Annotated in this window: 15 protein-coding genes and 1 pseudogene; 8 read left to right on the plus strand and 8 right to left on the minus strand. The window is 57.2% G+C overall.

Features of this window, described 5'->3' with window-relative positions:
• The first annotated feature begins 88 nt into the window (after nt 1–88).
• Entirely contained in the window at nt 89–1471 is a 1383-nt protein-coding gene (locus tag FQ182_RS16500; protein WP_149413922.1) for a VOC family protein, read from the plus strand.
• A gap of 146 nt (nt 1472–1617) precedes the next feature.
• On the opposite strand, the gene FQ182_RS16505 is transcribed toward FQ182_RS16500, so the two are convergent.
• On the minus strand, nt 1618–1845 hold the full coding sequence (locus FQ182_RS16505; RefSeq protein WP_149413921.1) for a DUF465 domain-containing protein: 228 nt from the start codon (nt 1843–1845) through the stop codon (nt 1618–1620).
• Nucleotides 1846–2035: 190 nt separating this feature from the next.
• On the opposite strand from FQ182_RS16505, the gene tkt reads away from it, so the two are divergent.
• Complete coding sequence (gene tkt / locus FQ182_RS16510; RefSeq protein WP_149413920.1) at nt 2036–4114, plus strand: transketolase; 2079 nt, start codon at nt 2036–2038, stop codon at nt 4112–4114.
• Between the two features lie 5 nt (nt 4115–4119).
• Here the strand turns inward: tkt and FQ182_RS16515 are convergent, their stop codons facing one another.
• Nucleotides 4120–5091, minus strand: a complete 972-nt coding sequence (locus FQ182_RS16515) for a Gfo/Idh/MocA family protein (RefSeq protein ID WP_149413919.1) — start codon at nt 5089–5091, stop codon at nt 4120–4122.
• A 141-nt stretch (nt 5092–5232) separates the two neighbouring features.
• Here FQ182_RS16515 and FQ182_RS16520 point away from each other — a divergent pair, with 141 nt between their 5' ends.
• On the plus strand, nt 5233–5595 hold the full coding sequence (locus FQ182_RS16520; RefSeq protein WP_149413918.1) for an NUDIX hydrolase: 363 nt from the start codon (nt 5233–5235) through the stop codon (nt 5593–5595).
• Between the two features lie 53 nt (nt 5596–5648).
• Here the strand turns inward: FQ182_RS16520 and FQ182_RS16525 are convergent, their stop codons facing one another.
• The 5 genes and pseudogenes from FQ182_RS16525 to FQ182_RS16545 all read right to left on the minus strand — a co-directional run bounded on the left by FQ182_RS16525 (nt 5649) and on the right by FQ182_RS16545 (nt 9590).
• On the minus strand, nt 5649–5897 hold the full coding sequence (locus FQ182_RS16525; RefSeq protein ID WP_149413917.1) for a DUF1652 domain-containing protein: 249 nt from the start codon (nt 5895–5897) through the stop codon (nt 5649–5651).
• Nucleotides 5898–6145: 248 nt separating this feature from the next.
• Nucleotides 6146–6589 carry a GNAT family N-acetyltransferase gene (locus tag FQ182_RS16530; protein ID WP_149413916.1) on the minus strand — a complete coding sequence of 148 codons (444 nt, stop codon included), beginning with the start codon at nt 6587–6589 and terminating at the stop codon, nt 6146–6148.
• Between the two features lie 125 nt (nt 6590–6714).
• The gene (locus FQ182_RS16535; protein ID WP_149413915.1) at nt 6715–7044 is read right to left on the minus strand and encodes a hypothetical protein; all 330 of its coding nucleotides are present in this window, start codon (nt 7042–7044) and stop codon (nt 6715–6717) included.
• Nucleotides 7045–7251: 207 nt separating this feature from the next.
• Nucleotides 7252–7332 (minus strand): annotated as a pseudogene (locus FQ182_RS30985) (outer membrane lipoprotein carrier protein LolA); the annotation flags it as partial.
• Nucleotides 7333–7436: 104 nt separating this feature from the next.
• Nucleotides 7437–9590, minus strand: coding sequence for a TonB-dependent receptor domain-containing protein (locus FQ182_RS16545; protein ID WP_149413914.1), 2154 nt, complete (start codon nt 9588–9590; stop codon nt 7437–7439).
• 255 nt (nt 9591–9845) lie between these two features.
• On the opposite strand from FQ182_RS16545, the gene FQ182_RS16550 reads away from it, so the two are divergent.
• The 4 genes from FQ182_RS16550 to FQ182_RS16565 all read left to right on the plus strand — a co-directional run bounded on the left by FQ182_RS16550 (nt 9846) and on the right by FQ182_RS16565 (nt 14840).
• Nucleotides 9846–10664 (plus strand): transporter substrate-binding domain-containing protein, encoded by an 819-nt coding sequence (locus tag FQ182_RS16550; RefSeq protein ID WP_149413913.1) that lies wholly within the window; start codon nt 9846–9848, stop codon nt 10662–10664.
• Nucleotides 10661–11491, plus strand: a complete 831-nt coding sequence (locus FQ182_RS16555) for an amino acid ABC transporter permease (protein ID WP_149413912.1) — start codon at nt 10661–10663, stop codon at nt 11489–11491. Before FQ182_RS16550 ends, FQ182_RS16555 begins: the two co-directional genes overlap by 4 nt.
• 33 nt (nt 11492–11524) lie before the next feature.
• Nucleotides 11525–12898, plus strand: a complete 1374-nt coding sequence (locus FQ182_RS16560) for an LLM class flavin-dependent oxidoreductase (RefSeq protein ID WP_149413911.1) — start codon at nt 11525–11527, stop codon at nt 12896–12898.
• Between the two features lie 394 nt (nt 12899–13292).
• Nucleotides 13293–14840 (plus strand): sensor domain-containing diguanylate cyclase, encoded by a 1548-nt coding sequence (locus FQ182_RS16565; RefSeq protein ID WP_149413910.1) that lies wholly within the window; start codon nt 13293–13295, stop codon nt 14838–14840.
• Nucleotides 14841–14927: 87 nt separating this feature from the next.
• Here the strand turns inward: FQ182_RS16565 and FQ182_RS16570 are convergent, their stop codons facing one another.
• Nucleotides 14928–15827, minus strand: a complete 900-nt coding sequence (locus FQ182_RS16570) for a LysR family transcriptional regulator (protein WP_149413909.1) — start codon at nt 15825–15827, stop codon at nt 14928–14930.
• Between the two features lie 185 nt (nt 15828–16012).
• Between FQ182_RS16570 and FQ182_RS16575 the strand changes: the two genes are divergently transcribed.
• Nucleotides 16013–17023, plus strand: a complete 1011-nt coding sequence (locus tag FQ182_RS16575; protein ID WP_149413908.1) for an NAD(P)-dependent alcohol dehydrogenase — start codon at nt 16013–16015, stop codon at nt 17021–17023.
• The last annotated feature ends 134 nt before the right edge of the window (nt 17024–17157 follow it).

Consider the following 17157-nt stretch of genomic DNA (forward strand, 5'->3'; position numbering starts at 1 on the left):
GAGGAATCTTCGTTTGCAAGGCATCGCGGCGCCCAACAAAATCAGCGCAAACGGCCAAGCCCTTCTAACAGCTGCCAGGAATTTTTCTATGCCAACCGCCCGTCATGTCAGCCCAGACGACATCCGCAAAGGCTTCTCCAAGGCCATGTCCGACATGTATCGCGATGAAGTGCCGCTGTATGGCGCGTTGATGGAACTGGTAGCCGAGACCAATGCACGGGTGCTGGCGACAGACACCGGCCTGGCGCGGCAACTGCAGCGCACCGGGGAAATCCAGCGCCTGGACATGGAACGCCACGGCGCCATCCGCCTGGGCACCGCCTTCGAACTGGCGACCATTAGCCGTCTGTTTGCAGTGATGGGCATGCAGCCGGTGGGTTACTACGACCTGACCCCGGCCGGGGTGCCGGTGCATTCCACGGCCTTTCGCGCCGTGCATGAAAGCGCGTTGCAGACCAGCCCATTTCGGGTCTTCACCTCGTTGCTACGCCTGGAGCTGATCGAAAACCCTGAACTGCGCGCCTTTGCCCAGGCGGCACTGGCCAAGCGCTCGATCTTCACCCCTCGCGCCCTGGCGCTGATCGAGCAGTGTGAAGCCGACGGCGGCCTTGAGCAGGCAGACGCCGACCAGTTTATCCAACAAGCCCTGGAAACCTTTCGCTGGCACCACACCGCCACCGTCAGCGCTGCCCAGTACCAGCAGTTGAGCAATCAGCACCGGTTGGTCGCCGATGTGGTGGCGTTCAAGGGCCCGCACATCAACCACCTGACACCGCGCACCCTGGACATCGACCAGGTGCAGGCCGCCATGCCCGGCAAAGGCATCACACCAAAGGCCGTGATCGAAGGCCCACCACGGCGCCAATGCCCGATCCTGTTGCGCCAGACCAGTTTCAAGGCATTGGACGAAGCCATTACCTTTACTGACGCCAAAGGCAGTCACAGTGCACGCTTCGGCGAGATCGAACAGCGCGGCGTGGCGCTGACGCCCAAGGGCCGGGCGCTGTACGACCAACTGCTGAATGCTGCACGCGATGACTTGGGGGCATTTCCCAATGAAGCCAATGCCTCACGCTACACCGAGCTGATGGCGCAGCACTTCGAGGCCTTCCCGGATGATCATCGGCAGATGCGTGAGCAAGGGTTGGCGTTCTTTCGCTACTTCGTCACCGACAAGGGTCGTGGAGCACAAGCTGATCCGTCATGCAGCCTCAGCGAACTGATCGCGACCGGTCATGTGGATGTGGAGCCGTTGGTATATGAGGATTTCCTGCCGGTAAGTGCAGCGGGAATTTTCCAGTCGAACCTGGGGGATGCCGCACAAACTCACTATGCGACCAACTCCAATCAGGCGGAATTTGAAAAGGCCCTGGGACGCTGGACTATTGATGAGCTGCAGCTGTATGGCGAGACCCAACAACGCTCGCTCGCTGAGTGCGCCACGGCGCTGGGGTTGCCGGCACTGGCGTGAAGGGAAAGAGTTCGCCCGACGCCACAACGCATTCCATGCGCAGTCAACGTACCCCAGGGTCGGGCGAACGGTTGGCATGATAGGACAGCGGTATCACCGCTGTCCTTCAAACAATTCTGAACAAATATTTGCGATCCTCTTGACCCTCAGGAACCGAGTTGGTTAACGATCTTGTCTTTGACCAACAAGCGTTTCTTTTTCAGTTTCTCTAGCTCTTCATCTACGCCGCCGGATGACTCAAAGTCCACCACCTCTTTGTCGGCACTGTCGTATTGGTGGAGCAGCGAATCCAGATACTTGTCGTCCGCCCTGCGTTTTTGAATGTCTTCCTTGGTGAGATCCAGGTCCTGATACAGGTCGTGTTTCACTGGCATGGAGTACCTCCGCAAGTTGATCAATGACTGAATACACTTTGAAGCTAGCCCATCCGAGGGGCTTTTGTCATGTTTGAGATTAAGCCTGTCGTGTTTGCGTTCCCGTTCGTCGCGGCACAGGTTGATGGATAAAACCTTTACTCCCCAGCGGCCTCCACTGTAGATCGCCACCCGAGGGAGAACCGGTTCAATGAATCACGCCGCCAACGCTTGCGACACCCAATGCATCAACACCATTCGCACCCTGGCCATGGACGCCGTGCAGAAGGCCAACTCCGGCCATCCCGGCACGCCCATGGGCCTCGCGCCGGTGGGTTACACCCTGTGGAGCCGCTTCCTGCGCTACCACCCCGAACACGCCGACTGGCCTAACCGCGACCGCTTCGTGTTGTCGGTGGGTCATGCCTCGATGCTCCTGTATTCGCTGCTGCACCTGGCCGGCGTGGTGGAGATTGACGAGCACGGCAAACGCTCCGGCCTCCCGGCCATCAGCCTGGATGACATCAAGCAGTTCAGGCAGATGGATTCCAAGACCCCGGGCCACCCCGAATACCGCATGACCACCGGCGTCGAAACCACCACGGGGCCGTTGGGCCAGGGCTGCGCCAACAGCGTCGGCATGGCCATGGCCGAGCGTTGGCTGGCCCGGCGTTTCAACCGCGATGACCAGGTGCTGTTCGACTACAACGTCTACACCCTGTGCGGCGACGGCGACATGATGGAAGGCATCAGCAGCGAAGCCGCGTCCATGGCCGGCCACCTGAAGCTGGATAACCTGTGCTGGATCTACGACAACAACACCATCAGCATCGAAGGCCATACCGAGCTTGCCTTCAGCGAGGACGTGATCAAGCGCTTCCAGGCCTACGGCTGGCACACCTTGCACGTGACCGACGCCAATAACCTGCAGGCCCTGAGCAACGCCCTGCAAACGTTCCAGCGCAATACGGGCGCACCGACCTTGATCGTGGTCGATAGCGTTATCGGTTATGGCTCGCCCCACAAGCACAATACCGCCGCTGCCCATGGCGAGCCCCTGGGGGACGAGGAAATTCGCCTGACCAAGGCCGTCTATGGCTGGCCTCAGGATTCCAGTTTCCTGGTGCCTGATGAGGCGCGCACCGTGTTGCGTGATGCGCTCGTGGAGCGCAGCCAGCCTTTGTACAAGCACTGGACACAAACCCTGGCCCATCTTGAACAGCACGAACCAGAACTGGCCGACGAACTGCGCCGGATGCGCACCGGGGAAATGCCTGAGCATTGGCAGAAGGGCTTGCCCCGTTTTGCCAGTGATGCCAAAGGCGTCGCCAGCCGCGCTTCGGGTGGCGAGGTGCTGAACGCGTTCGCCCAGCAGATTCCCTGGTTGCTGGGCGGTTCGGCAGACCTGTCGCCGTCCACCAAGACCAACCTGACCTTCGACGGTGCCGGGCGGTTCAGTGCCGAGGACTACAGTGGGCGCAACCTGCACTTCGGCATTCGCGAGCACGCCATGGGCGCCATTGCCAACGGCATGGCACTGTCCTATCTGCGCCCGTACACCTCGACCTTCCTGGTGTTCAGCGACTACATGAAGCCACCGATTCGCCTGGCAGCGATCATGGAACTGCCGGTGATTTTCGTGTTTACCCATGACTCCATCGGCGTCGGCGAAGACGGCCCGACCCACCAGCCCATCGAGCACCTAAGCCAACTTCGCGCCACGCCGGGGCTGCTGACCCTGCGTCCGGGGGATGCCAATGAAACCCTGGAGGCTTGGACAGTCGCCCTGGCCCAGACCCATCGGCCCAGTTGTCTGGTACTGTCGCGCCAGGCCTTGCCGACCCTGGACCGCACGAAATACGCAGCGGCGTCAGGTACGGCCCGTGGCGCCTATGTGCTGGCCGGCGCCGGGAAGCCCGAAGTCATCCTGATCGCCACCGGCAGCGAAGTCAGTCTGGCAGTGGACGCCTATGAACAGCTGACGGCTGATGGCGTGACAGCGCAGGTGGTGTCGATGCCCAGTTGGGAGCTGTTTGAAGAGCAGGACCAAGCCTATCGCGACAGTGTCTTGCCGCCGGCGGTGAAAGCGCGGGTGGTCGTAGAACAGGCTGGGCCCCTGGGATGGGATCGTTATGTGGGGCAGACCGGGGCCAAGGTGGTGATGAACCGCTTCGGCGCCTCGGCACCGCTGACCAAGCTGCAGGCCAGGTTCGGGTTTACCGTGGAAAACGTGGTGAAGCTGGCTAAAGAGCAAATTCAACACGCTATGGCTGTGTTGCCGCCAGCCTAGCCTCGCTAGGCCACACTACGGCCCAGAATCCGATCCATGATCCGATCCGTCTTCAGCGCCTCGATCGCCACCGCCGGATGCTGCGCCTCGCCCCGGATATGTGCATTCATCCCCAGCACGTGATGCCACTGGATATGCGCATGGTTAGGTACCTCCAGGGTCAGGTTGAACACACCGTCAAGCCGCAACGGTTGCTCATCGAACACCGAAAACGTAATGCGCCCCTTGCTGCCGATCAACTCGACCCGATCCTCCCGCCGATCCGCAACAAAGTTCCAGCAGCCCATTCCCAGGGCCCCCGAAGCAAAACGCCAACTGGCGGTCACGGCATCTTCAGCCGCATAACGCCCAGCCTGGTGGGCACTGAAACCGGCAACATCGACAATGTCCCCCGCCAGGAACTGAAACAGATCAAAGCCATGACTGGCCAGGTCAGCAAAATAACCGCCACCGGCGACCTGAGGGTCGGTACGCCAGTTACCTGCACTCTCATCAGCCGGGGACGGCGGCTTGCACAACGTCCAGGTGAGGTGACGCAACTCGCCGATTTTCCCGTCCAGCAGCCAGTCCCGCACTTGCTGAAAACGCGGCAGCGACCGCCTGTAGTAGGAGACAAACAAATGCAGGTCTGCCCGCTCGAACGTGCGCTGCATCAGCACACTCTGCTCGGCGTTCAACGACATGGGCTTTTCGACACAGCAATGCTTGCCAGCGGCGGCCACCAGCAGGCTGTATTCAAGGTGATTGTCGGGCGGTGTGGCGATGTACACCGCGTCCACCTCGGGATCATCGATCAGCGCCTGGGCATTGGTGTAGAACCGGGTAATGCCATGGCGTGCCGCATAATCGCGCACCGCCTCCTCCCGGCGCCCCATCACGGCCACAAGGGCAGAACCTGGCGCTTTGTAGAATGCCGGTCCACTCTTGATCTCAGTGACACTGCCACAGCCGATCATGCCCCAGCGCACGGTGTTCATCTGCATCCCTCTTCGTCGTGTTTTTTCCAGTGGGGCAGTATCTGCGTTTTCCCACGTCCTCTCCAGCCTGCGCCTCAAACATCCATCATGACAATTGCATTACACTTTTATGACAATCATCCAACTGCAGGGGCACAGACGATGAAAATACGGGCAACAGTCATCTGCGAACACGAAGGGCGCATCCTCTTCGTGCGCAAGGCCAGATCGAAATGGGCGCTGCCAGGCGGCAAGGTCGAGCGCAATGAACTGCCGGTCGGCGCGGCCGCTCGTGAGCTGGAGGAAGAAACCGGACTGAACGTCGATGGCTTGCTGTATCTGCAGGAGTTGACGGCGGACAACACCGTGCATCACGTGTTTGAGGCTTCAGTGGTGAACATCGACGAAGCCCAGCCACGCAGCGAAATCATCGACTGTCAGTGGCACGCCTACGGAGACATCGACCAACTGGATACCACGCAGGCCACCAAGCGTATTGTCAGGTCCTTTCTGCGCCGCCTCTAGGCGCCGCCAGGCACACGCTACGGATAGTATTGCCCTGGAACGCTCTGCGCCCCCTACCCCACCGCCGCAAAACCCCGGCGACCGGCCTTGATTTCGGTACGCAGCTCGCCAATCAAATTGGAGATGGAGCGGATGCTGTCCAGGACGTTGGTGGACACACCCGTCAGCAGCAAGTCCACCCGCCCAGACTCGGGTTCAAAGATGCGAATCCGCAGCGAGCCGTCCTTGCTCAGGGTGCAGTCACACGAAAGCGGCAGGAAGCCGGACTCCATGATGCGACTGAATTCAACGATCGAGATCATGCTGGACACCCTTCCTGGGACCTGACTCGGCGGATTTTATCCGTCTAGATTAGATGAGCTTTTACACCGTGCGCGGACAATTAGTACGAAAGTGTTAGCTACCCCACAATTTCGCAAAACTGCCTGTTCAATGGCGCCAAAAAAACCACGTAGCGACCTCTCATCCGATGCCGGTGGAAGCACTTGATTCCTGACAATGACGGCCAGCGGCAGATCGAATATGGGCACTGAGCGGTGTCGCCGCAGCTTCAGGCCCTACGCTTCTGGTAACGCACGTCGTCACCGTCGACGTCATCGATGACCGACCAACCGAGTCGCTGGTAAAACCCGTTGGCCCTGACGTCACCCCGGCCATCGGTGATGAGGGAAATCTCTTCGTGGTGTTCGAACAACGCCTGCTCGGCCACGGCCATCAACAACCGGCCCAGCCCGCGATTCTCATAAGCAGGCAGGACAAACATGGCAAATACCTCGCCTTCAGCGAGATCCACCATGGAAAACGCCACAGGCTTGCCTTGGACCTCGGCGATCCAGGCACAGGGCGACTCATTGATGCTATCCGCCAGCACTTGCGGGGTTATGCCCAACTCAGTCATTTGCTCACGACTCAAATGGTTCTGCACCACCGAGGTGCGGATCTCGAAGAGCACTTCAATATCCCCAACCGTTGCCACCCTGACGACCGACGTCATAGCCACCTCCTCCATTGAAACGCTGGATTGTAGGGAGTGGCGCGAGGGTAAATAAACACAATGATTGTGGTTGTTTTGTAAGGGGCTAGGCGACCACGCCTTCTGCCACGACTGAATCGGCCGGGTCATTTACGCGCCAGTTTGTACCGGACGCATTCCTCATAAAAACTCTTGCGGATTACCGGTGGCTTGAGGCGCGAGGGGCTGTCGTAGGTCTGTTCGGTAATGCCCATGGCCATCATGTGCATCCAGGACTTGTTGAACTTGTACGTCTGAATCTTCTGTCGTGCGGCATACAGCGAAACGCCGGACAACTTCAGTTCCTGGGCCCTTGCCGCCGTGCCCGCCCCCCAACTGCACATGAAGCGATCGTTCTCGCGCAGCTCTTTTGCCTGGGCAGACACAGCCCCGCCCGCCAGGGATAAGGCGATCAGCGTGCTTGTTACAATGCGCATTTAAACCCCACCTAACCACCTGAAAATAAAAGTGATTTTGGCGATTATTTTGTAACAGCGGGGCCAGCAAATTGCCTTCGGTGCGAGGGGTTTGCTCCCACTGGGCCGCAAAGTACCCCCAATCAGGTCACTACGACTTTTCAGACCGTCCGTGGTGACTGGTTTCAGGCCTGCTGCGCAGCCCAGCGCGGGCAAGCCCTAATGCCGAATTGTAGGAGCGAGCTTGCTCGCGAAAAACTTGAGGCACCCACGGGGTGCCAGGTTTTCCGCGTTATCGTTAGCGACCATCGCGAGCAAGCTCGCTCCTACAGTGGATCACCTTCGCTTAACTTACCGGCATTAGGGCTTGCCACAGATATCAGCACTCTCAAAAAACGGGTAGAGGCCTGGCCTTAACGCAAACTCCATGAAACCCCGGCGTACACGCCCATGCCGTCACCGGGCGTGGAGCGTGCAACGTCGCGGCCCTTGTCGTCATAACCCGGCGTTATCGTATTGGCATAACGCTTGTTGGTGAGGTTGCGCAGGTCAACCCAGGCTTGCCAGTCCTGCTTGGGCGCGTCGTAGCCGACGGTTGCACCCAGCAGCGTGTAGGCCGCCGCGTAGTAGGAGTTGGCATAGTCCACTGCAACCCGCGACGAGTGCTCGCCATTGAGGCTGGTGTAAAAACCGGTGGGATGGCTGTAGCGCAGTTGCGCCTGGTAATAGTGCTTGGGGATGCCCGGCAGCATGTTGTCGTCAAAACGGTCATCGTTGCGGTAGTGGAAATCGCTGTAGGTGTAGGCCTGGCGCAGGGCGAGCTTGCCGGTGTTGCCACCGTCCCACAGCGGGCTGATCAGGCTCAGCTCCATGCCTTGGTGAATTGTGGGGCTGGCATTTGACTCGGCGAGCACCTGAGATTGGGTGGGGCTCGCGGCCTGGGTTTCCACGGTAAGCAACTCGTGGCGCACCTCGGAGTGATACAGCGCCAGGTCCCATTGCCCAAACCATTCTTCGCCGCGCCCGCCCACTTCCAGGGTGGTTGCGGTTTGGTTTTGCAGGTCCACGCCTTCACGCGCCAAGCCGCTGGCCGGACCACTTTTATCCGGGAAAAACTTGTTGGAACCCCAGATCATCGACCACGCATGGGGCGGCTCGACCGAGCGGCTGAGGTTGCCGTACACCTGTAGTTGCGGGTTGAAGTCGTAGCGCAAACCGACGCGGGGGGCGTAATCCCAGTCGTGCTTGCTCAAGGGCGCATGGGTATCCGGATAGGTGACCTCGGTTTCCCGGCGGGTATAGATCGCCGCAAGGCCGGTGGTCAGCCAAAGGTCCGGCACCAGTTCAAGGTCATTCCCGATATGCAGCACGGTGTCGGAACCCAGGTAGCTATAGTCGCGGGTCTTGGTGCCGGGAGCATAGGGGGCCGTCTTGTCGGTCGGCACCCGCACATATTCAGAAGCGCCGTTATTGGGCATGCCTTGGGTGGTACGCAGGCCGACAGTGGTCTTGCTGTCGCGACCGAACAGGGTGTCCTGGCGAATGTAATTCAAGGTGCCGCTGATATCGGTGTAGGCAACTTTGAGGCGGTTGGTGCCTTCGCGCAGGTCCATCGGGTAATCGTGATAAACCAGTCCGGCCTCGATCCTGGCGTTGTCATCCAGACGCAAGGTGGTCTTGTTGGCGATCCAGGTCGAGCCTGGTTGCAGGCGTTTGGAGTCCCGGGCCTGGTTGAGGGCGTTAGCCGCGCGAGGGTCATGGCTGATCTGCTGGCGGGTCAACTTGCCGGGGCTATCGTTGGCGGTTTCCCGGTAGCGCAAGTAGAAACGGGTTTCCAGGTCGGGATTGAAGCGGTAGCCAACGTTGGCCGCCACGCCCTTGCCACTGCCCGCGCTCTGGTGTTGAAAACCGTCGTATTCGGAGTCGGTCAGGCTGATGTAATAGTCGGCATCGCCCAGCACCTGCCCGGAACTGATCTCCCGCTGAGCGTAACCATGGCTGCCGGCCTCATAGCGCACTTGCAACTTGGGTGCATCGTAGCCAGTGCGGGTGACGTAGTTGATCGCCCCGCCCAACGCCAGCGCCCCGCGATCAAAACCGTTGGCGCCCCGCAGCACTTCGACCCGGCTGAGCCACAACGGGTCCTTCAGCTCATAAGGCGTGCCGCCAGGGCCGGTCAGTGGCAGGCCGTCGAAGGTCTCGTACAGCCCGGACGCATGGCCACCAGGGCCGCGATTGATCCCCGAACCACGAATGGAAATCTTCACCCCCTCGTTGTTCGCCGCCTTGGCGTAGACACCGGCCTGGTATTTGAGCACGTCTTCGTTGGTGCTCACCCGGCCTTGCTTGACGCTATCGAGATCGATGTAGTTGGTAGCGCCCGGTACATTTTTCAGTTGCGCCTGGGCCGCTTCGCCCTCGCTGATTTCGGTGCTGGTCACTTCGACCGGGGCCAGTTGGAGAGTCCCTATAGAGTCTTGGGCCGGGGCCAGTTGGCTGAGGGTCATGGCCGCGCCAAAGCCGAGCAGGCGAGGGCAGAGAAGAAGCAAAGGTTGTCGCAGGCGCATGTGCCTATCCTTGATGAGGTCTGAGCTTGGAAGACCCGGTTGATCGGCAGGTCACGCAAGCCCACGCCAAGCCCAGAATCGAATTAACAAATGCACACTCAGTATTTATCGGTTGCTTATAGTCACTGTTGGCTGAGCAACAGTTTAAAAAACATATAACTAAAACCCTACTCAACAGCACATAAAATCATTAAACATAAATTGGTTATCGCGTTTTAATATAAAAAACGCCTATTAACTTACCTTGGTGTCCATATGAATTTACGCCCTGTTGTTCCCTTGGGCCTGGCCCTGCTATTGGCGAGCCCGGCAGTATTTGCCGGGCCGACGCTGGACCGCATCACCCAATCCAAACAGTTGGTCGGCGTACTGATGGAGAACTACCCGCCCTTCTCTTTTCTCAACGAACAAAACCAACTGGATGGATTCGACGTCGATGTTGCCAAGGCCGTTGCCGAGAAACTTGGGGTCAAGTTGAAGTTGGAGACGCCGTCCTGGGAAGTGATCGCGGCAGGACGCTGGCAAGGCCGTTATGACGTGTGTATCTGTTCCATGACCCCCAGCGCCGCACGGGCACAAGTGTTCAACTTTCCGGTCGAGTATTACGCCTCCCCGGCGGTGGTCGTGGTCAACGCCGACGAACAATCGATCAAGTCGGCTGCCGACCTTTCCGGGAAAAAAGTCGGTGTTGGCAGCGCATCGACCTATGAGGCCTATCTGAACAAGGACCTGGTCATCGAGGGTGCCAACACGCCTATCGACTACCCGTTCAATACCGTTCAAGCCGTGCCGTATGACAATGAAATCGTGGCCTTCCAGGATTTGGCTCTGGGCACCGGCAAACGCCTGGATGCCATGGTCACCAACCTGGTGACGGCCAAGGAGCGTATTGATCACGACCCACGCTTCAAGATCACCGGTGCTGCGCTTTACGCCGAGCCCAACGTGGTGGCCACCGAGAAAGGTGACCCGCAGTGGGACGCCAAGCTGACGCAGGTGCTGGCCGAGCTTAAAAGCGATGGCACGTTGGCAAATATCTCCCAAAAATGGATCGGTTCAGATATCAGCCAATGAGTGTATTTCCAACACCTCCCTCTCTCGTCAAACCACCGCCCATCAAGCGTCAGTGGCTGTCATTCCAGGTTCGCCTGTGGCTGACCTGGGCCGTGATGCTGTGCCTGTTTGCCGGGCTGTTCATGAGCTTCGACCTGAAGTTTGCGATTGTTGCCGCCAAGTGGCAGAACCTGGTGGGACTGCACTTGTCACCCAACGGTTTTTTGCAAGGTGCGGCGCTGACGCTGTTCTTGTGTTTTTGCTCGATCTGGTTGTCCCTGGCCTTGGGCTTTGCCACGGCCCTGGCGCGCCTGTCGAAAAGCGCGGTGGCTTTTGGCATTGCCAGTTTCTACGCCTCGTTCTTTCGGGGTACGCCGCTGCTGATCCAGATTCTGTTGATCTACCTCGGCCTGCCGCAGTTGGGTGTGGTTCCGGGCGCCATCAGTGCCGGAATCATCGCGCTGTCGCTCAATTACGGGGCGTACCTGAGCGAGATCTTTCGCGCCGGCATCATCGGCGTCTCGCCGGGCCAACGTCAGGCAGCGGCAGCCCTGGGCATGAGCCCGGCGGTGACGTTCTGGCAGATCATCCTGCCCCAGGCGATGCGCACCATCATTCCACCGACCACCAGCCAATTCATTTCCATGCTCAAGGATTCTTCGCTCGTCTCGGTCATGGGGGTCTGGGAGGTGATGTTCCTGGCGCAGTCCTACGGACGCTCGTCATACCGCTACATCGAAATGCTCACCACCGCCGCCGTCATCTACTGGCTGATGTCCATTGGCCTGGAGCTGATCCAGGCGCGACTGGAACGGCACTACGCCAAGGCCTACCTTCACGGGCGATAGTGCATCGCCCACACTTTGCATGCAGGAAGCACCATGTCAGATCCAAAACCGCTGTTATTCGGACTCTACGAACAAGCCAGTGTCGGCTGCGGCGGCGCGCCCAGCCTGTGGACCCATCCGGCCGACGAAAGACTGGGCATCAACACCCTGAAATACTGGTCAAACCTGGCACGCACCGCTGATGAAGCCAATCTCGACCTGATGTTCTTCGGCGACGTCCTAGGGTTCTACGACGTGTTCGGCGCCAGCGAAGCGATGGCGCTGAAGTGGGCCGTCGAGGCGCCGGCCAACGATCCGCTGACGATCATTCCCGCACTGGTTGCCCTGACCGAAAAACTGGCCTTCGGCGTCACCGTCACCACCAGCTACGAACACCCGTTCACTCATGCCCGGCGCTTCAGCACCCTGGATCATTTGTCCGATGGGCGCATCGGCTGGAACATCGTCACGTCTTATCTGTCCAGCGCCGCGCGCAACTTTGGTCTTGAGCAAATGATCAAGCACGACGACCGCTACGAGCGCGCCGAAGAGTTTCTCGACGTGGTGTACAAACTCTGGGAAGGCAGCTGGGCCGATGATGCTGTGGTGGCCGACAAGCTCACACAGACCTATGCCAATGGCTCACGGGTGCGGCCCATCCACCATGCCGGCGAGCATTATCGGGTGGCCGGGCCGCACCTGACATCACCCTCGCCGCAACGCACACCGCTGCTGATCCAGGCGGGCTGGTCAGCGCGTGGGCGTCAGTTCGCTGCCAAGCACGCAGAGCTGGTGTTTATCGCCAAATCCAACCCACTGGAAATACGCGCGGGGCTGGAAGATATCTGGCGCCAGGCCCAAGCCCGTGGTCGCAGGGCAGAGGACGTCAAGTCGCTGACCGTGCTACGGATCGTCACAGCCGCCACCGCCATCGAGGCGCAGAAAAAGTACGAAACCCTGCAAAGCAACTATCACCTGCAAGCGCAGTTGGTGAGTTATGCGGGCGACACCGGCATTGATATCAGTCGCTATGCCGACAACGAGGCGCTGTCCACCCAGACCGAAGGCATGACCTCCTACGTCATGAAACCCGATGGTAGCGGCAAGCCGCTGACCGCCGGCGAGGTCAGGCAACGCTTCGCCAACGTGACCCGCGGCAGCGACCTGATCCTGGTCGGCACACCGGAACAGGTGGCGGCACAGATCGAGGAACACGCAAGAATCTCCGGCACCAGTGGCTACATGCTTAACCCGCTGATCAGTCCCGGTTCACTCGATGACTTTGTCGAATGGGTGATCCCGGCGCTGCAAAAGCGCGGGCTGTATCGCAGCGGACCGCAGGCCGGCACGTTGCGCTCGCGCCTCAGCGTCGATGGCGGTGATCGCCTGCCAGGCTCGGCCTACGGCGCCTCGTTTCGCTTCGATTGAGCGGGACTCAATCTACGGCCGCGCCAACGAGCGCACCGATCAGCACCAGTGGCAACACGACACACCGACCTCACGAGCGCGCCCCTCACTGTTGGGCGGACGGGCCGCGGCGTTGTGGCGTGTTACACGACTGCGCATCGAACTCAGCCTGGCATTCACTCGGGCTGACGAAGGCACGACTGTTCTTGCTGATCAGCCCTGGGCGATTCTGGCGGTCGATAAATACCTTCAGTCTCCTGGGATCATGAATCTACCGTCCAATTCGCCACACTAAGGCCGCATGTAGGCCGAATACAACCCACCCAACTAATCCACCCGCCACTTTTTTAAAAAATTCTCCTCAGAAAAAATCGGATATGCTCAAGATTACTAGAAAGGAAGCATGGAGGATTTTATGTTAAAAAAAATCACCACTATTTTTCACGTCGAGTGGGCTAATGCCAAACTCAAAGTCAGTCATATTGTCCTCTTTATTGCCGCGGTATGCCTCTCATTGATAGTGATAAGTATTTGGGGAGTTTTTAGCTCTCTAGAGAGCCACTTGAACAACAAAACAACCGAGATGTCAAACCTTTCCAAAACCTTGTCATCCAGCATAGGGGCTACTCTAACTGAAGCTGACATAGTGATTTTGGGGGTCAAGGAACAGCTGGAAGCAGAAGGTACCAGCGCGGAGAATTTAAAAAGCTTGGGGGGGATACTAAAAATACAACAAAAACACCTACCTCAAATACATGGCTTCTTTATTTATGACGAGCATGGGAGTTGGCTGTTTAACTCAAACGGCATAATACCAGCGGGTGCAAACAACTCAGACCGCGATTATTTTATTTACCACCGCGACCACACCGACCCGGCTACTTTTATTGGCCCCTCTATACGCAGCCGATCAACAAACGAATGGATCACAACAGTATCGCGACGAATAAATCATCCTGACGGCAGCTTTGCCGGTGTCACGATAGCTACGATTTATCTTAAATATTTCATCACCCTTTACGATGACATAGACATGGGGAGCAATGGCATTATTAACCTTGCATCCTCAACGGGGAAAATTTTAGCCCGAAAGCCGTTTCGTGACGCTGACGTCGGCACGGATATTTCAAACGGACAAGTGTTTTCCCTATTAGTCCCTTCGGTAAATTCGGGGACTGCAACAACAAAATCAGTTGTCGATGGTGTAGAGCGAGTCGTCAGCTTTCGCCGTGTCAATGGCTACCCCCTTGTAATTATTACTGCATTTGATAAAAATGAAGTACTTGCGAATTGGCGTAGCGAGTCCCTCGACAGCATATTTATATCATCCCTATTATTGGTGGTGCTGAGCCTCCTGGGATATCGACTAATAAAACTCATGAGCCAACAAATTCAGGCACAAAAAGAATTACAGCTCTCACAAAAAACTTACATCGAAGCTAACAAAGCTCTTGGCCTACTTGCTCTTGAAGATGGATTAACGGGACTTTCCAATCGCCGTCAATTCGACTTTTTTATCGAAGCCGAAATCAGCAGAAAAAACCGAAAATCAGATGACACCGCACTCATCATGATTGATGTTGATTTCTTCAAAAAGTACAACGACCATTACGGTCACGTACAAGGCGATGAATGCCTCAAGATCGTGAGTACCATAATAAAAAAGAATGTCACTCGGGCAGGCGACCTTGCTGCACGATACGGCGGAGAAGAATTTGCCATCGTACTTCCAGGCACAGATTACGTTGGCGCCTTCCTCGTAGCCGAAAAAATTCGAACTGAGTTAGAGCGCAATGCAATTCAACACACTGAATCTCCTATGGGAGTAGTGACCATTAGCATTGGCATTAGCGCATTGTCAGGCACAATGACTGAGACGCCTAAAGACCTGGTCGACATTGCTGACAAGGCACTTTATATCGCCAAATCCAGCGGAAGAAACAGGACTGTTATTTCCGATTAACTGTCCAACACACCTTACGAACAGAACCTGTCTCTGCTCTCTTTTCAGCCTTAATGATTCACCGCCGAATCAGCCTACGTGCGCAGTTTAATGAGCGTTGAACCAGTTGGGGTGAAGCACGGGGAAATGCTCCTTCAGCCAGTCCACAAATGCATCCACCTGTGGTGCAAGATGCGTTCTACTGGGGTACAGCACGGATACAAGGCGCGGCCTTGGACGAAATGCTCTGAGCACTTCAACCAAATCTCCTGTTGCTAGGAATGTCTCAACAGTGATTCCCGGAGCTTGAACAATGCCGAAGCCTGCAACACCACATTGCACGTAGGCATTCGACTGATTCACCGTGATACCTCCATGAGGCGTATGAGGACGATCTTCGCCGTCCACCGAGAAATGCCAAGGCAGCGGTCTGTTATTTTGACCGGAGATGAAGCTGACGCATCGGTGATCTTTTAGATCTTGTGGGGTTTTGGGTACCCCACACGCCTGGAGATAACCTGCAGATGCACAGGTCACCATGGTGGCGGTGCCAATTTCTCTCGCTACCATGCTTGAGTCCGGGAGTTCACCAATTCGCAGTGCACAATCGATGCCCTCGGCTACGAGATCTACCGCGCGGTCCGTCACGCCCAGCGCAAGCTCGATTTCGGGAAATGCCTCCGTAAATCTTCTCAGGCTTTCCACGAAACTGTGCTGGGCAAATGCAGTGGGAATGTCAATGCGAAGCCGTCCCCGCAACGTCGATCCACTACGGTCGAACATGGATGTGGTTTCTGCGATGGTTACCAAAATCTCTTTGACACGCTCATAAAACCGCTCGCCCTCAGCAGTCAGTTTCACTTTACGCGTAGTGCGTTGAAACAGACGTACACCCAGCGAGGCTTCCAGATCCTGAATGGTGCGTGTGACGTGCGGGCGTCCTGCCTGCATGGCCTCAGCAACTTTGGTGAAGCTACCCAACTCCGCCAGCTTGGCGAACACCTGCATCGACTGTAGAAGCTCCATAAATATCTTTCTCGGCAAGCATGGCATTGGGGTGATTATTGCTTAACAGGATAACAATCCTGTTGGTTTCTGCACATTTATCTAGAGTCGCGATACCTCAACAATGTCCTCAGCGCAAAGGAGGAACCTGCCTCCCTCTGCACATTCAAAATTGCTGGAGACAGAAAATGAAAGCGTGGCTTCTGAAAGATTTCGGATTGAACAACCTGGTACAGGGGGAGACTGAAACACCTGTGCCCAAGGCTGGAGAACTGCTGGTAAAAGTGGGCGCTGTATCGCTCAACTTCCGGGACAAGGCAATCGTTGACGGTATTTATGAGCCTCATATGGTGCCCAAGCCACTAATTCCCGTAAGCGATGCGGCGGGTACTGTCGTGGCAGTCGGCGATGGCGTCACCCGCTTCGCTATCGGAGACCGCGTGAACTCACACCTTTACTCGCGGTGGCTGGATGGCATGCCAGGGCCAGATGAGCCCAACTATTGCTTCGGCTCGCCATTACCGGGCGGGCTGGCGGAATACATGATCATCCACGAGGACAGCGCGGTACGTGCCCCCGACAACATGTCAGATGAAGAAGCGGCGACCCTTCCAATTGCTGCTCTGACGGCATGGTATGCGCTCGTTGATTTTGGTCAGATCGAGGCCGGCCAAACTGTTTTGGTTCAGGGTACTGGAGGTGTTTCTGTTTTCGCAGCACAAATTGCAATGGCACTGGGTGCCAAAGTTATCGTCACCTCCAGTCAAGATGACAACCTGGAAGCTGTAAAAAAACTGTGTGCTGTTGCGGGCGTGAATTATCGCACTCACCCTGAGTGGGCAGAAGAAGTGCTAAAACTCACCAATGGCAAGGGGGTGGATCTCCTTCTGGATGTGGCAGGCGGGGATGGCATCAATCAATCCATTGCTGCGACAAAGGCAGGAGGGCGTATCGCACAGATCGGGTTTCTGACGGGCCAAACCTCTGCGCTGAACTTGATGCCTCTGATCTTTCGGCAAACAACGATTCGTGGCATTGCCGTTGCTCCACGCTCCTCATTTGACCGCATGAACGAATTCTTGAATGAGCACAAGATTCGCCCGGTAATCGATCACGTCTATCCGTTTGATCAAGCACGCCAAGCTTACGAACATTTGGCCAGAGGGGCGTTTGGTAAGGTAGTAATCAAGATCGCGTAAGATCAAACTGAACGAGCCCCATGAAAGACAGGACACCGTTTCCCCCTTACGATAAGGGATAGGCAAACGGTTATGTTTATGACTAATAGCAACGATAAGAGTGGTGAGCTTTTGGGTCAGGAGCGGCGGCGCCG

Origin of the sequence: Pseudomonas sp. ANT_H4 (assembly GCF_008369295.1) — a bacterium.
Taxonomy (GTDB): Bacteria; Pseudomonadota; Gammaproteobacteria; order Pseudomonadales; family Pseudomonadaceae; genus Aquipseudomonas.